At 34.7% G+C, this 17306-nt stretch carries 5 protein-coding genes, 2 tRNA genes and 3 rRNA genes; 2 read left to right on the top strand and 8 right to left on the bottom strand.

All coding sequences use genetic code 11. The features are described 5' to 3' along the window. From L8W57_RS02750 to L8W57_RS02740, 3 genes are all read right to left on the bottom strand, one after another. Positions 1 to 1656, bottom strand: a complete 1656-nt coding sequence (locus L8W57_RS02750) for an L-lactate permease (protein WP_259429215.1) — start codon at positions 1654 to 1656, stop codon at positions 1 to 3. A 276-nt stretch (positions 1657 to 1932) separates the two neighbouring features. After that, the gene (locus tag L8W57_RS02745) at positions 1933 to 3927 is read right to left on the bottom strand and encodes a pentapeptide repeat-containing protein (RefSeq protein WP_263661955.1); all 1995 of its coding nucleotides are present in this window, start codon (positions 3925 to 3927) and stop codon (positions 1933 to 1935) included. Continuing rightward, complete coding sequence (locus tag L8W57_RS02740; RefSeq protein ID WP_263661954.1) at positions 3924 to 7685, bottom strand: Eco57I restriction-modification methylase domain-containing protein; 3762 nt, start codon at positions 7683 to 7685, stop codon at positions 3924 to 3926. Before L8W57_RS02740 ends, L8W57_RS02745 begins: the two co-directional genes overlap by 4 nt. Positions 7686 to 7897: 212 nt before the next feature. Here L8W57_RS02740 and L8W57_RS02735 point away from each other — a divergent pair, with 212 nt between their 5' ends. Continuing rightward, positions 7898 to 8476: a cytochrome C gene (locus L8W57_RS02735; protein WP_263661953.1), complete on the top strand. Its 579-nt coding sequence runs from the start codon at positions 7898 to 7900 to the stop codon at positions 8474 to 8476. A gap of 1 nt (position 8477) precedes the next feature. Next, entirely contained in the window at positions 8478 to 10997 is a 2520-nt protein-coding gene (locus L8W57_RS02730; RefSeq protein WP_263661952.1) for a molybdopterin guanine dinucleotide-containing S/N-oxide reductase, read from the top strand. Positions 10998 to 11467: 470 nt separating this feature from the next. Here the strand turns inward: L8W57_RS02730 and rrf are convergent. The 5 genes from rrf to L8W57_RS02705 all read right to left on the bottom strand — a co-directional run bounded on the left by rrf (position 11468) and on the right by L8W57_RS02705 (position 17013). Next, positions 11468 to 11584, bottom strand: a 5S ribosomal RNA gene (rrf, locus tag L8W57_RS02725). Between the two features lie 295 nt (positions 11585 to 11879). Beyond that, a 23S ribosomal RNA gene (locus tag L8W57_RS02720) occupies positions 11880 to 14787 on the bottom strand. A 457-nt stretch (positions 14788 to 15244) separates the two neighbouring features. Further along, a tRNA-Ile gene (locus L8W57_RS02715) sits at positions 15245 to 15321 on the bottom strand. 8 nt (positions 15322 to 15329) lie between these two features. Then, a tRNA-Ala gene (locus tag L8W57_RS02710) sits at positions 15330 to 15405 on the bottom strand. Positions 15406 to 15500: 95 nt separating this feature from the next. After that, positions 15501 to 17013, bottom strand: a 16S ribosomal RNA gene (locus tag L8W57_RS02705). The 16S, 23S and 5S rRNA genes sit together here with 2 tRNA genes alongside, the layout of an rRNA operon. Between the last annotated feature and the right edge of the window lie 293 nt (positions 17014 to 17306).

The following is a 17306-nucleotide window of genomic DNA, read 5'->3' as shown; positions in this document are numbered from 1 at the left end:
TTATTTTAAAAGCACTGCTTCAGGGATGATCCCGTGGAAGAAAAATGCTATAACAAAAGTCCAAATTCCTATTAGAATTATAAAACCTATTGAGTATTTTAAAGTAAATCTAAACAATTCAGATTCTTTTCCTACAAGTCCAACTGCTGCGCAAGCTACCGCTATACTTTGAGGAGATATCATTTTACCCACAACTCCACCAACAGAATTTGCTGCTAAAAATAAAGTTTCTGAAATTCCTAATTTTTGAGCACTAACTTGCTGTAATGTCCCAAAAAGCAAATTTGAACTAGTATCAGAACCTGTTAAAAACACACCTATCCATCCTATGATGGGAGAAAAAAATGCATAAGCATCGCCTGTATTTGAAAAAGCAAGTCCTAAAGTAGTACTCATACCGCTATTTTTAGCTATAAAGGCAAAAGCAACTACTAAGCCTATAGTTAAGCATGGAGTGGCCATTTCTTTTAAAGTTTCCCAAAAACACTCGGTAGCTTCGTTGATTTTTATTTTCAACACAACAATGCTCATTAAAGCAGCCACTAAAATAGCAGTTCCTGCTTGTGCTACTAAATCTATAGTATGTGATGGAATCATTGTTTTTGTGATTTGTGGATTAACTATATCAGGACTTATGATAGCTCCTAAGGCTTCATTAAATTTCAAAGTAAATTGCATAAAATTTAATATTCCATCTTTAGCAAATAAAGCCTTAAACCAAGGTTGCGTCCATATAATAATACAAATAATCAAAAGTATAAAAGGAATCCAAGCTAAAAATACTTTTTTAAATTCTAGCTTTTGTGAGTTTTCAAAGTCTTTTACATCATCTAATCTAAAAATATTTTTTGGCTTCCAAAATTTTAAAAATATCGTAGTAATAGACAAAGAAACAACCGCTGAAATAATATCTGGAAGTTCTGCGCCTAAATGATTTGAACTCCAAAATTGTGTAGCAGTAAAAGAAACGGCTGCAACAAAAATAGCAGGAAAGGTTTCTTTAACCCCTTTTAAACCATCCATTAAAAATACTATAAAAAATGGTATAGTCAAGCTAAGAGGCACAAGCATTCTACCCACCATAGCTGAAACACCGTGCTGTTCTATACCTGCTAGATTACTCATCGCTATGATAGGAATTCCAACTGCTCCAAAAGCTACCGGAGCGGTATTGGCTATGAGACAAAGTCCTGCGGCATATAATGGTCTAAGCCCAAGTCCTACAAGTAATGCAGCGGTAATAGCCACTGGCCCTCCAAAACCTATAGCACCTTCTAAAAAAGAACCAAAACAAAATCCAATCAAAATCACTTGAATTCTATGATCTGGAGTGATACTCATAACACTTTGTTTTATCACTTCAAACGAGCCTGATTTGATAGAAAGTTTATATAAAAATATGGCCGCGATGATGATCCAAGCTATAGGCCAAATACCATTTGCAAAACCTTGTATAAAGCTAGCACCTAATAAAGAAAACGGCATATCATAAGCAAACAATGCCACAACACTTGATAAAATAAGAGTTAAAAAGCCTGCTTGATAGCCTTTGAGTTTGAAAACTACAAGAGAAAGCAAAAAGCACAAAATAGGCAAAAAAGCCACCAAAGCACTTAAAAGTATGTTGTCAAATGGATTATATATTTGTTGCCACATATTTTTCCTTTTGATAAAAATTTCCAATATCTAGCTTAACAAATATTTTTATTTTTGTGTATTTTTGTTAGAAAAAATTAACTATATGAGTATAAGAGTAACATTTCGTATAAAAATTCTCTTTTAATAAAAACAAAAATTTACACTTTGCAAATAAAATATAAAGTATTGTTTATATTTGAAACAAAATATAAATATAATAAAAATATTCATATCAAAAGTATTTTTAAATCAAATTTTTCATCACACTTTAAAGCTAAAAGCATGATTTTGCTTTCAGCTTGGCACTATGGAGTTTTTGCGTGCTGTTTTTTGGAGCGAGAATATCACTAAAGCTACAAGTATAAAATACACCACCGATAAACTAAGCAGTAAAGGATAAGTAGTGTTAGTGTCTTTTTCTAAAAAGCTTCCAAACACAGGAAGCATTAAACTAGGTTTTGCAAGTAGCGTAAAAATACAAACTATATAAGAAATACCTACAAAAAGAAATCTTTTAGACTTGCTATCAAAAACCATTATAAGTATAAAAGTACATGCAAATAGCATTATAATCATAAAATGAGTAATAATCGACTTAGAAAATCCTATGCAATAAACCACTCCTACAAACAAAGGCAAAAGTAAGAACCATAAGTATTGTTTAATCAACAAAGCAACTAAAATCACTAACAACGCAAAAAACAAAAATAAACCAAATTTTTCTATAAAAGTTAGTTGATTTCTGAGTGGATTTTCATATATAAACGATTTAACCGTGAAAAGAATTTTATCCATAGGTATAAATTGACTCAAGTTTTTAAATTCTTGCTCTATATTCAAGGATAAAAAATTATAAGTCGTTTTATTGTGTTCTTTAAAGATATAACTTTCATTAGTATCTACTTGAACGATGTGATATTTTGCATTATTTTCTATGCTGGGTTGTTTAAATTTATCAAGCACAAAAGAAAAAATGCTAAAAAGCATGATGATGATAAGTAGATTATGAAACACCTTTAGCAAGTCTGTATGATGATCACAAAGCTTGCGATAAAAGAAAAGCTGATATTTATCCACCACATCTTTAAAGGTTTTGCCTTTTTTATTTTTTAGTTCTATCTCTTTACAATAAAGCTCGTATTTATGAAAGTTTGAAGCTTCCAAAAGATTGTTATCTTTTATCAATGCATTTTTAAAAACTCTAAAAGAATCTCTAAAATCATTTGCAAATTTATCTAAAGATTTTTGATATTGTTCATTTTTATCTTTATTAAAATTTTCTTCTTCTTTTTTTATTTGTATCTTTAAACCATTAAATGTAAAGTTTAAATTTGCATTTACGGCATTTAAATTTTCTTTGAAAATCACTTGAGAAAAATTCGGGCCTTTATCAAAAGTTACTCCATAAAAACAAGTCGTTTTTTCAAATCTACATTCATGAAAGTCGACATAATCTTTAAAATGGGAATTATTGAAATAAATACTGTTAAAAAAATTAGAATTATGAAAAACAACTCTTTTTTTAAAAATACAATTTTTAAATAAAGTATCCTGTTCATTGTTATAATATTTATTTTCAGGCAAAGATGTTCCAGATATAAAGCGTTTAAAATTTATTTCATCTTCAAAAATACAATTAGAAAAATCCATGCCATTAAGAAAACAAACCGTATTGTCATTATTAATTATATGTAAAGAAACTTTAGATTTAAACTCACAATTAGAAAAATACACTCTCTCATAGCAACTAAAATTTATATAAACTTCTTTTTTAAAAATACTTTTATAATCTTTTCCCTCATAGCCGTAATCATTTTCTAAATCTTCAAGTTCGTTTTTAGGGATTGATTTAACATCTCCTACCATTCCATAGGAAAAAAAACAAGGAGCTATAAAAGCTTTGATTTCATTCAGATCTTTCAAATTATCTGATGTATTTTGCTCCATCTGTCTTGTAATTTTTGATTTTTCTATAAAAGTATTTAATATTAATCCAAAATTAAAATGATAGATAATATTATTTTCATCTTCTATTTTTTCTATAATTTTTACACCATTAAAATTGTTTTTATTATTTTCTTCTAAAATATTATAAATAATATATGGATTTAATGGTTTAGCCAATTTTCCAACATCTAGTTTATTGCCTGAAGATACTATTTGCCTCTTATTGATTTGCATAAATCTAACTAAATCTAGAGAAATAGTTAATTTCTCATTATCCAAACCTTTTATAAAGATACCACTATTTGGTATTTCTAAATCAATATTATATATATCCCTTATCATCGTTTTCCTTCAATGATTTTTATTTCTTCTTCGTTTAGGTTGTAAAGTTTGTAAACGATAGAGTTTATTTTGGTTTCTTGGGTTTTGGTGTTTGCGTTTTTATCTTGCTCTTTTAAATTTAAAATCTCATCGACTAAGCTTATAAGCTCGTTTGCTAGTTTTTCATTTTTAGAATTTATTTTTGGTATAGGAAGTCTTTCTAAAAATGCTTTTTTGTATCTAAATCCATTTTCACCTAAGTTTCCACCGGCGTAAAATGTTTTAAATATAAAAGCCACAAAATCATTGTTTAAAAAAGCAATGAGATATTTTAGATTTTCCCCTGTTAAAATAAAACTTGTTGCTTCTGCGTAAAAATTTAACTTTGTATCTAAATAAAATTGTGGTTTTCTTACTATTTCACTATACACTATCTTTTCTTTTTCAAATTCTTCCAAATAAGCACAATTTCTAAGGTTATAAGGTGTTTTTCCTTTGTCAGTTCTTTTTTCTAAAGTTTTATAATACGGCTTTAAATGCTGTTTTAAGCTAGGGTACTCATCTATGTTTATCGCTTCTATCTTTTCTCCACTTTTGCTTTTATAGCCATTGTGAGTGTTGATCACCCAAAGCCCTGCCCACTCATAACTATATCTTTTTATATCTCTACCGCGTAACATTTTGCGTATGAGTTTGGCGGTGCGTTCTTTTTCGGCTTCATCTTTGCATTTAGCTAGAATTTCATCTCTTTTTTCAGTAGTGATGATAAAGGCTTCATTATAGCCCGTTTTTATGCCATAGTTTATATTAAGCCCATGCCAGTCTTTAAGTGGAGTGCCGTGATTTTCTATCTTTGCTTTTAGTGCGTTTGTACCCTCATCGTTAAAAGTAAAGCTTTCTTTGCTTAAAGAATTTTGTGCGATTTTGTTAAAATTTAAAATGCTTTCTATGTTAAAGTCGTTTTCTTTTAAAAGCTCGGTGTTTGGGGCTAGGTATTTGAAACTACTATCTTTAGTTTTTGCTTTTTCAAAGCTTAGTATGGAAGTATCTACCGTAGCACTATCAAAGACTTTTATACCATTTAGATCGATGTATTCTAAAAGTGTGGTATTTTTAAGCAAAAATTCACGCAAAGGCTCTCCATAACCTGCTCTTGTATATTTGTTTGAAGTGATGAAAGACAAAACGCCATTTTGCTTTAGCACATTAAACCCAAGCTCATAAAAGTAAGTATAAATGTCGCTTGTGCCTTTATATACTTTATAGTTTTTGGCTAAATTTGGCTTTAACTCTTTGATGTCTTCTTGTCTGATGTAAGGTGGGTTACCGATGATGAGATCAAACCCTTTAAAATTCCCGCCCTCATCAAGCACTTCGCTAAATTCAAAACGCCATTCAAAAGGATTTGCACTTTCTAAGTCAAATATACTCTCATAAAGCTTTTTAAGCTTTTTAAATTCTTTCTTAGCAGCACTTTCATCAAAGTCAAATTCAAACATATTTTTAGAGAAAAATGCTCTAAAATTCTCATCTTTTTCATCTTGTGCTAAAAAATCGCCGTATTTTTTAGAGTATTCATTAGCGCCGTTGGTAAGTTGCTTGATCTCTTTGGCAAATTTGTCTTTTAAACAGAAATTTTTAAAAGACTCTTTGAGGTTTTTAATCTCTTTTGCGATGAGAGTTTTGTCGGTGTAAAAGCCTTCTTTGTAGTCTTTGACTATGCGTTTGTATTTATCCATGCGTTCTTTGATGTTTGGGTAGTGAGAAAGGCTTTTGTGAATTTCAAAATAACTTATAAGCGAATTTCCGCATTTTATGTTGATATCGATGTTTGGCAGGGTTTTAAGATCATGATAGTTTGTATCATCAAAGCTTTCATAAAAGCTGTGTTTTAAAAGCTCTATCCAAAGTCTTAGTTTAGTGATCTCACATGAATTTGGGTTGATATCTACTCCAAAAAGGTTGTTTTCTATGATGTCTTTTTTACGCTCGAAAAGTTCTTTTTGGCAAAGGTGGGTTTTGTCTTTGTCAAAATCAGGGCGTTTATACTCTAAAAATTGACCTTTGTGATTTTGCACTAAAATTTCATCATTTTGCACGCTTAGGTAAAAGTCCTCTTCAAACAAACCAAGCTCATAATGCACCATAAGCATGGCATTTAAAGCTGAAACTAAAAAATGCCCACTTCCCACTGCAGGATCGCAAATGCGTATGGAATTTAGCAAAGCTAGTTTTTGCTCTTGAGAAATTTTTTCTTGGCGTAGCTGGGTTCTTAGCTCGCTTAGCTTGGTGGCATTTAGCTTAAAAGTATGGTTAAACTTATCAAGCACGACTTTTTCTATGCTTGCTTTACACATATATGAAGTGATAAAGCTTGGGGTATAAAAACTACCTTCTTTGTAGCCATTTAGTTTTTCAAAGACATTTCCCAAAACGCTTGAGTTGATGAGTTCTTTTTGTTTGATGAGTTCTTCGCTTTGCTCATCTGCTCCAAAGTCAAAGCTATCTAAAAACTCAAACAAATACTCAAGCAAACCTACTTTACCTTTTTTACTTTTGCCTTTGTCATCTTTTAACTGCGTGTGTGGGTGATACTCTAACAAAGCGTCATTTTCTAAAGTAGCGATTTCTAGTGTGGTTTTTTCGATGGCTTGTTTTTCAAAAAGCGATGAATTTAAATAAGGCAAATAGCTAAATTTACTCTGCATCCTTGTGTGCTTTTCTTTAGCTAAGATATCAAAGAAAAGGTGTGAAAGGGTAGTAAAATTTGGAATTTTTTCATAGTTTAGAAATTTAAGGGTTTTATCATCATTAAATCTAACTAAATTAGACTCGATAAGCTTTAAAAATAAAATGCGGTTTAGCCAAAGTATGATGAATTTTAACACCTCTTCAAAGTCATGCTTTGGAAGCTTGCTCGCTATGAGATGATAAAGCGTGCCTTGGGCTTGTTTGCTTTGCTCACTTTGTGTGATGATGAATTTAGAAAGTTGTTTGCTCTCGCTTAAACCTAAGATGTATAAAAGCTCTTTATAGAATGCGTTGTTTAATGAGTTTGCGTCATTTGGGCTAAATTCATTTAGCAAAAAGTCTCTATGAAAGGTTTTAAAAATGCTTGCTAGGTTTTTGAAATTTGACTTTTGCTCATCTTTTAAAAAGGCTAAATCGATGAAAAAGCCTTTTAAGCTTTCTTTGGAATTTTCTATGAGTTTGCTTGCTTCTTTGTAAAATTCATCGGTGTTGCCTTTAAAAAGTGAATTTGGGCTTTGAAATTCTTCAAAAAGCTTTTTAAAGCTTGTGTTTTTATAAAAAAGCTCTTCAAATTCACTAGCTTTGAAAATGTAGAATTTATAAAAGTCTGTGATGATGATAAATTTCAAACTAAAGCTATGCTCTCTGTTTCTAAAATAATACAAAATGGCTTCATGCAAGGCTTTGGAATTTGGCTTTGCGTGGATGATGAATTCTTTTGAGTTGGGCTTTTTAGCTTCGATGAGAACTTCTAAGTCTTTGCTAAACTCATCTTTAGCAATGGCTAAATCAATCTCGCTTTTGCCTTTTTGCTTGGTTTTGATGTGGGTTTTGAAATTTAGAGTGGTTAAAAATGGACTAAGTGTGTTAGCTACAAGATAATCTTCATTTTCACTTTGTGAGCTTTCAAGCCTTTTTATATACTGCATTAAAGCCTTGCTAAAAGTGTCAAATTCATTTTGTGTAATTTGCTTTTTGCGGTAGTAGGGGTTGAAAAAATCTTTTTCATTTAGCAAAGTAAAGTGCATTTTTAACCTTTATAAAGAATATTTTATATTTTACTAAAATTTACTTTAAAGGATTGAAAAGACTTTATGAAAATATAAAAACAAATAAATTAAAAATTAATAAAAAATTATTAGATAATATTTATTATTGCATTTTTTATATTTTTATACTAAGAAAATTTTAATACTAAAGTTATACAATAAGTTTATATTAAAAATATCAAGGAGGCAAAATGGGAAAAATTTTAGTTTTCTGTTTAGCGCTTGTTTCTTTTGTTTGCGCTAAAAATGAATTTTTTACAAGTGAAGTAAGCTCACTTTACTTAAGCAAAAATGACACAAAAGCTGTTGGTAGATTGCTACCCACAAATCCTTTTGAAGTATTAAAAACTGATGGAAATAAAGTTTTAGTCAAGATCACAGGCTATATTAATCCTGCTTCGCCTTCTGTGCTTTATTACAACGATAGTCAAAGAATCATAGTTGCTGCATTTTCTAAAAATACAAAACTTGATTTTAAAACTTATACTAAAAGCAAAAATGGAAAATGGGATAAAGCTACCATAGAAGTTTGGACTGACAAGAAAGATTTTGCAAAAAGCAACAAAGAAATGTTTATAAAAGCTAAAGAGCTTTATATGAATAATTGCGGAATTTGTCATAGCGTTCATAAAGAAAGTGAATTTAGTGCTAATGGCTGGCCTGCTACTTTTAGATCAATGGTAAATAGAACAGGAATTGATAAGAAAGATCATTGGCTAGTGATACAGTATTTGCAAAAAAATGCAAAAGATTTTAAGGAGGTAAAATAAAATGGGGCTTGATAGAAGAAAATTTTTAAAAATCGGAGCAGGGTTAAGCGTGTTGCCTTTAGCTCCTAGTTTGGCCATGAGTAAAAATATAGAAGTTTCTCAAATAAATTCTGGTTTAGTAAAAAATGGAAGTGTGATAACAGCAGCACATTGGGGAATTTTAAAACTTACCATTAAAGATGGTGTGGTAATTAAAAGTGAGCCATGGGAAAAAGTAACACAAATTGACAATCCTTTACAACACTATACAGCAGATATGATCTACAAATCGCGCGTGAAATATCCTTATGTTAGAAAAAGCTATCTTGAAAATCCCGACAATCCAAAACCTGAACTTAGAGGAAAAGATGAATTTGTGCGTGTAAGTTATGATGAGGCTATAAAACTTATAGCAAAAGAACTTAAAAAAACAAGAGAGCAAAAAGGAACTCAAGCTATATTTGGTGGAAGCTACGGATGGAAATCTAGTGGAAATATGCAAAATTGTAGAATATTGCTCCATAGATTTTTAAATGTCACAGGTGGTTTTGTAGGGACTACCGGAGATTACTCAACCGGAGCTTCTCAAATAATAATGCCTTATGTTGTAGGCTCTATTGAAGTATATGAACAGCAAACTTCATGGGAAAACATTTTAGAACATTCTAAAATAGTAGTTATTTGGGGTGCTAATCCTATCGCTACTTTAAGAATAGCTTGGACTTCAAACGATCAAAGAGGTCTTGCTTACTTTGAAAAATTAAAAAATAGTAAAATCAAGGTTATTTGCATAGATCCTATAAAAACCGAAACTGCTAAATTTTTAAATGCACAATGGATCTCTCCAAAACCAAATACAGATGTTGCTATGATGATAGGCATGGCTAGTCATTTGATCGAAAAAAATAAAGTCAATTATGAATTTTTAGAAAATTATACAAGTGGATTTGATAAGTTCAAAGCTTATTTAGATGGCAAGAATGATGGTATTAAAAAAGATACAAAATGGGCAAGTAAAATTTGTGGAATTGATGAAAAAATCATCAAAACACTAGCTGAAAGTTTTTATGATAACCCTACTATGATCATGAGTGGTTGGGGTATGCAAAGAGCTCATCATGGCGAGCAACCTCATTGGATGTTAATAACCCTAGCTTCAATGCTTGGTCAAATTGGCACTAAAGGTGGTGGATTTGGCTTAAGTTATCACTATAGTAATGGCGGTGTTCCATCATGCAAAGGTGGTGTTATAGGAGGTATTACAGCAGGAGCTGTGGGAATTTGGGAAAATGGTAAATTTAAAGGTATGCCAAAAAATGGAGAATCTCAAGGTGGTGCTGAATGGCTACAAAATACTGCTAGTTATTCTTTTCCTGTAGCTAGAATAGCTGATGCTTTATTAAATCCTGGGAAAGTTATAGACAATAATGGTTCTAAAATAACCTATCCTGATATTGACTTTATTTATTGGGCAGGTGGAAATCCTATAGTCCATCATCAAAATACAAACACTAACATCAAAGCATGGCAAAAACCAAGAACTATAGTTGTAAATGAAATTTATTGGACTCCAACTGCGAAAATGGCAGATATTGTAATGCCTACCACAAGTTCTTATGAACGAGATGATATTACCATGAGTGGAGATTATTCTAATATGAATATAGCTCCAATGAAGCAAGCAGTATTACCAATAGGCGAGAGCAAAGATGACTATGAAATTTTTGCTGATATTTGTAAAGTGTATGGAGATGATGTATTTAATGCTTATACCGAAAATGGTAAAAAAGCAAAAGATTTTATTAAAGAATACTACAATAGCGCTTTAAAACAAACTCAAGCTTATGGGGATGTATTTGAGCCAAAAATGCCAAGTTTTGAAGAATTTTGGGCCAAAAATGAGCCTATAACTTTTTCTCCAACCATAGAAAGCATGGAATGGGTGAGATTTTCTGAATTTATTGAAGATCCTATTTTAAATGCTCTAGGCACCGAATCAGGCTTGATAGAAATTTACTCAAAAACTATCGAAAAGTATAACTATAAAGACTGCAAAGCACATCCAATGTGGATGGAGCCGATAGAATGGCTAGGAAATGCTACTAAGGAAACACCTTTTCATCTACTAACTAATCATCCAACAGATAGGCTTCACTCTCAAATGTGTCATACCTTATTGCGTGAAAAATATGCAGTAAATGATAGAGAACCTATCTTAATCAATCCTATTGATGCTAAAAAACTTGGAATCAAAAATGGCAATATTGTAAGAGTTTTCAATAAAAGAGGTCAAGTTCTCGCAGGTGCTGTGGTAACTAAAGATATTATGCCAAATGTTGTAAGATTATGCGAAGGTGGCTGGTATGATCCAAATGATGAAGGAATGTGCAAATACGGAAATGTAAATGTCTTAACTATTGATATGCCAACTTCTGAATTAGCAAACGGAAACATTTCTCATACAGGCTTAGTAAATATAGAAAAATATAAGGGATTGCCGCCTAAAATAACAGCATTTACAGCTCCAAAAGGCGCTGTATAACATTCTCTTTCTTAGAAGATAATTTCTTCTAAGAAACCAATTATCCACCAATACAATGACTTATTATAAACTTTATTATAAACAATATCACACATCACACTTTACAATACCATTTCAATATAAAACCAAAAGCTAAATCACTAAAAACATAAAAACTAAAAATTGTAAATAATTAAGAACTACAAGAAAGAAATATAACTAAATAATATATAAAAATAAATTTTATAACCAAATAAAAAAATAACAACTAACAATAAGTATAAAAAATAAACTAATTTAAGGATTAAGCCAATAAATTAAAATAATTAAAATAATTAAAATAATTAAAATAATTAAAATAATTAAAATAATTAAAATAATTAAAATAATTAAAATAATTAAAATAATTAAAATAATTAAAATAATTAAAATAATTAACAATAAAAATAAATATAGGATTATATATAAAGTAAGAATAATAAGAATTAACAAGTCCGCAATGAGCTACTTTCCCCCTGCCAGTAAGGCGTAGTATCATCACCCACGATGTGCTTAGCTTCTTGGTTCGGGATGGAGCAAGGCGTCTCCACATCTGTATAATCACGGACATTGTTATTTAAATATTCTATTTAATATAGCATAATAAAAACAATCAATAAGATTTAGACATAAAAATCATTTTTATTTTAACTTTCATCTTATTCTTATATTTAGATGTTTTATTGAACTAAATACTTTATTGTTTCATTTTAGAATACTTAAAAAACAATGTTAAGAGCAAGTTCTAATATAAACTTTACTTATAAGATTTTATAAACTTAAGAATGTAATTTTTATATAAATATTTCACATAAAAATACTCAAAGCTTTATTAAAAACCTTAACAAGGAAGTGATGCTTAAATAAGATAAGCCAAACGCTCTATTAGTACTGGTCAGCTAAAGGACTTTCATCCATTACACACCCAGCCTATCAAACTAGTAGTCTTCTAGAGAGCTTAGAGAAGATTCATCTTAGAGTTGGCTTCACGCTTAGATGCTTTCAGCGTTTATCCGTTCCAAACTTAGCTACGCTGCGATGCTCTTGGCAGAACAACAGCTACACCAGTGGTTTGTTCAACCCGGTCCTCTCGTACTAGGGTCAAATCTCTTCAATCTTCTTACGCCCACGGCAGATAGGGACCGAACTGTCTCACGACGTTCTGAACCCAGCTCGCGTACCGCTTTAAATGGCGAACAGCCATACCCTTGGGACCTGCTCCAGCCCCAGGATGCGATGAGCCGACATCGAGGTGCCAAACCTCCCCGTCGATGTGAGCTCTTGGGGGAGATCAGCCTGTTATCCCCGGGGTACCTTTTATCCTTTGAGCGATGGCCCTTCCACACAGAACCACCGGATCACTAAGACCGACTTTCGTCTCTGCTTGACTTGTATGTCTTGCAGTTAAGCTGGCTTATACCTTTATACTCTACGAACGATTTCCAACCGTTCTGAGCCAACCTTTGTAAGCCTCCGTTATTATTTGGGAGGCGACCGCCCCAGTCAAACTACCCACCAGACATTGTCCCACTTGAGGATAACTCAAGCTGGTTAGCTACCCAAATAAGAAAGAGTGGTATCTCAACAACGGCTCATATACAACTGGCGTCATATACTCAAAGCCTCCCACCTATCCTGCACATTCTTATCCAAATAGCAGTGTCAAGCTGTAGTAAAGGTCCACGGGGTCTTTCCGTCTTGCCGCGGGTAGGAGGAATTTTCACCTCCACTACAATTTCACTGGATCCCTCTTTGAGACAGCTCCCATCTCGTTACGCCATTCATGCAGGTCGGTATTTAACCGACAAGGAATTTCGCTACCTTAGGACCGTTATAGTTACGGCCGCCGTTTACTCGGGCTTCGATCAAGAGCTTCGCTAATGCTAACCCCATCAATTAACCTTCGAGCACCGGGCAGGCGTCACACCCTATACATCCTCTTACGAGTTAGCAGAGTGCTGTGTTTTTGGTAAACAGTCGGGAGGGACTCTTTGTTGTAAGTTTCTTCGCTTTCGGAGTAAATCCTAATACGAAGCGAACCACACCTTATACCGAAGATACGGTGCTATTTTGCAGAGTTCCTTAAAGAGAGTTCTTCCACGCGCCTTAGAATACTCATCCCACCCACCTGTGTCGGTTTACGGTACGGGCAACATTAGCTAAACTTAGAAACTTTTCTTGGCTCGACGGCATCAGCAATTCTCCTCGCTGTCCGAAGACTTTGAAGAGCCTTTCAGTTCTCGAAGTATTGTTATACGGATTTGCCTATATAACCTCCTACAACCTTAGACTAGCACTTCCATCCGCTAGCTTGCTTAGCCCTAAGCGTCCTTCCATCGCACACTAATGTTGGTATTGGAATATTAACCAATTTGCCATCGTCTACCCCTTTCGGACTCGACTTAGGACCCGACTAACCCTACGATGACGAGCATCGCGTAGGAAACCTTGGGTTTACGGCGTTAATGATTCTCACATTAATTATCGCTACTCATGCCTGCATGCTCACTTCTATTCGCTCCAGCACTCCTTACCGGTATACCTTCGGCGCAAATAGAACGCTCTCCTACCACTTGATAAAATCAAGTCTACAGCTTCGGTACTTACTTTAGCCCCGTTATATTTTCCGCGCAAAATCACTAGACCAGTGAGCTATTACGCTTTCTTTAAAGGATGGCTGCTTCTAAGCCAACCTCCTGGTTGTTTAAGTAACTTCACATCGTTTTCCACTTAAGTAAGATTTAGGGACCTTAGCTGGTAGTCTGGGTTGTTTCCCTCTTGACGACGGATTTTATCACTCGCCGCCTGACTGCTGTGATTACATATAAGGTATTCGGAGTTTGATAGGGTTTGGTACATTGGTGTATGCCCTAGCCCATTCAGTGCTCTACCCCCTTATACTACGACACAACGCTATACCTAAATATATTTCGGAGAGAACCAGCTATCACGAAGTTTGATTGGCCTTTCACCCCTATCCACAAGTCATCCGGGGGCTTTTCAACGCCTATCGGTTCAGTCCTCCACTAGTTCTTACACTAGCTTCAACTTGCTCATGGATAGATCACTTCGTTTCGGGTCTGCAGCATCTGACTTAAGCGCCCTATTCAGACTCGCTTTCGCTACGGCTTCGCGTGTGCTTAACCTTGCCAGACACCACAACTCGCAGGCTCATTATGCAAAAGGCAGTCCATCACACTGTATTGCTACATAGTGCTCTGAATGATTGTAAGCAAATGGTTTCAGGTTCTATTTCACTCTGATCACCTCAGTTCTTTTCACCTTTCCCTCACGGTACTTGTGCACTATCGGTCTGGTAGTAGTATTTAGGGTTGGATCGTGGTCGACCCAGCTTCAGACAGGATTCCTCGTGTCCCGCCCTACTCAGGATACTGCTAGCTAAGGTTTGGTTTTCGTATACGGGACTATCACCCTCTATGGCTACACTTTCCAGAGTGTTCTACTAACCTTACCTATTGCACATTGCAGTCCTACAACCCCCAGTGCAAGCACTGGGTTTGCCCTCTTGCGCTTTCGCTCGCCGCTACTGACGCAATCTCTATTGATTTCTTTTCCTGTAGGTACTAAGATGTTTCAATTCCCTACGTTCGCTCCATTATGGTAGTATATATCTCTATATACTGGGTTGCCCCATTCGGAAATCTACGGATCAAAGCTTCTTGACAGCTCCCCGTAGCTTATCGCAGTCTAGTACGTCCTTCATCGCCTTTACCAGCCAAGGCATCCACCATTCGCTCTTAATAGCTTACCTTTTAAATTCATTCTAAAACGCATCACTTCCTTGTTAAAGTTTTTATGATAAGACTTTACTATCTTAAGACGGAAAGCATTTAAACACTTAATAAAACTAAATAAATTAGTCTAACTAAGCTGTGAGTTTAAAACTTGTCTTTAACTAAAAGCTAAAGAAAAGATAGTTAGGTTTTATCCTTTAACAAGTCCTGTAAAATTGTTTTTATTAAAACTTGCTTGTGACTCTTAACAATGATAATTCAAATAACATTAAATAATTAATCTAATATATAAAATATTCTATTATTTATTTAGCTTAGGTCTTAAAACCTAAAGGAAGTATATATAAAGAGTTTAAATAATTTAAAAACATAAGCAATAAAGTATTTTACTTTACTTATTGCTTTATTATTAGCTATATACTTGCTTTAAGTTTTAAAACTTTAATTATATGATTGATAAACAAATCTTTTTTATGGTGGGCCTAACAAGACTTGAACTTGTGACCTCACCCTTATCAGGGGTGCACTCTAACCAGCTGAGCTATAGGCCCTTAATAAATGGTGGAGAATAGCGGGATCGAACCGCTGACCTCCTGCGTGCAAAGCAGGCGCTCTCCCAGCTGAGCTAATTCCCCAAAATTAGCTTTTCATCAATCTTTGAAATCTAAACAAGGATGATTGAGTCTATATATGAACTGATAGTTGTGAGACTTATCAGTTTGTACTCTAGAAAGGAGGTGATCCAACCGCAGGTTCTCCTACGGTTACCTTGTTACGACTTCACCCCAGTCGCTGATTCCACTGTGGACGGTAACTAGTTTAGTATTCCGGCTTCGAGTGAAATCAACTCCCATGGTGTGACGGGCGGTGAGTACAAGACCCGGGAACGTATTCACCGTAGCATGGCTGATCTACGATTACTAGCGATTCCGGCTTCATGCTCTCGAGTTGCAGAGAACAATCCGAACTGGGACATATTTTATAGATTTGCTCCACCTCGCGGTATTGCGTCTCATTGTATATGCCATTGTAGCACGTGTGTCGCCCTGGGCATAAGGGCCATGATGACTTGACGTCGTCCACACCTTCCTCCTCCTTACGAAGGCAGTCTATTTAGAGTGCTCGGCCGAACCGTTAGCAACTAAATACGTGGGTTGCGCTCGTTGCGGGACTTAACCCAACATCTCACGACACGAGCTGACGACAGCCGTGCAGCACCTGTCTCTAAGTTCTAGCAAGCTAGCACCCTCTTATCTCTAAGAGGTTCTTAGGATATCAAGCCCAGGTAAGGTTCTTCGCGTATCTTCGAATTAAACCACATGCTCCACCGCTTGTGCGGGTCCCCGTCTATTCCTTTGAGTTTTAATCTTGCGACCGTACTCCCCAGGCGGTACACTTAATGCGTTAGCTGCATTACTGAGATGACTAGCACCCCAACAACTAGTGTACATCGTTTAGGGCGTGGACTACCAGGGTATCTAATCCTGTTTGCTCCCCACGCTTTCGCGCCTTAGCGTCAGTTAAGTTCCAGCAGATCGCCTTCGCAATGGGTATTCTTGGTGATATCTACGGATTTTACCCCTACACCACCAATTCCATCTGCCTCTCCCTCACTCTAGACTACCAGTTTCCCAAGCAGTTCAACGGTTAAGCCGTTGGATTTCACAAGAGACTTGATAATCCGCCTACGCGCCCTTTACGCCCAGTGATTCCGAGTAACGCTTGCACCCTCCGTATTACCGCGGCTGCTGGCACGGAGTTAGCCGGTGCTTATTCCTTAGGTACCGTCAGAATTCTTCCCTAAGAAAAGGAGTTTACGCTCCGAAAAGTGTCATCCTCCACGCGGCGTTGCTGCGTCAGGGTTTCCCCCATTGCGCAATATTCCCTACTGCTGCCTCCCGTAGGAGTCTGGACCGTGTCTCAGTTCCAGTGTGACTGATCATCCTCTCAGACCAGTTAAGCGTCATAGCCTTGGTGAGCCATTACCTCACCAACTAGCTGATACTATATAGTCTCATCCTACACCGAAAAACTTTCCCTACTCAACTTGTGTTAAGCAGGAGTATAGAGTATTAGCAGTCGTTTCCAACTGTTGTCCTCTTGTGTAGGGCAGATTAACTATACCTTACTCACCCGTGCGCCACTAATCCACTTCTAGCAAGCTAAAAGCTTCATCGTTCGACTTGCATGTATTAGGCACGCCGCCAGCGTTCACTCTGAGCCAGGATCAAACTCTCCATAAAAAATACAGATAGTTTAATCTTTTTCTTCAAAGAAAAAGTATTTTAAAGATTAATAAAATAATCTTTAATTATTAATTGATAGATTTACATTAATTAAGGTAAATCTCTGGCTCAATCGATCACTTATTTAGATTTCAAAGATTGACTATAAGATTTGATTAACAATATTAATAATTTAAAGAACAAATATAAAAAATTAAGATAAAAATCTTAAGTTTTTTAAGTCCCTTTTATTTGAAAAGGAAATGAAATTATAGCAGTAAAAGCTTAAAGTTTTATTAAATTGGGATAGA

Origin of the sequence: Campylobacter sp. IFREMER_LSEM_CL1890, assembly GCF_025772045.1 — a bacterium.
In the GTDB taxonomy this organism is placed as follows: domain Bacteria; phylum Campylobacterota; class Campylobacteria; order Campylobacterales; family Campylobacteraceae; genus Campylobacter_D; species Campylobacter_D lari_D.
Note: the sequence above shows the minus strand (reverse complement) of the source record. Positions and strands in the feature narration are given on the sequence as shown.

Excerpts from the sequence above, each read along its gene's own strand:
- L8W57_RS02750 (WP_259429215.1), bottom strand. The coding sequence starts at position 1,656 with ATGTGGCAACAAATATATAATCCATTTGACAACATACTTTTAAGTGCT.
- L8W57_RS02745 (WP_263661955.1), bottom strand. The coding sequence starts at position 3,927 with ATGATAAGGGATATATATAATATTGATTTAGAAATACCAAATAGTGGT.
- L8W57_RS02740 (WP_263661954.1), bottom strand. The coding sequence starts at position 7,685 with ATGCACTTTACTTTGCTAAATGAAAAAGATTTTTTCAACCCCTACTAC.
- L8W57_RS02735 (WP_263661953.1), top strand. The coding sequence starts at position 7,898 with ATGGGAAAAATTTTAGTTTTCTGTTTAGCGCTTGTTTCTTTTGTTTGC.
- L8W57_RS02730 (WP_263661952.1), top strand. The coding sequence starts at position 8,478 with ATGGGGCTTGATAGAAGAAAATTTTTAAAAATCGGAGCAGGGTTAAGC.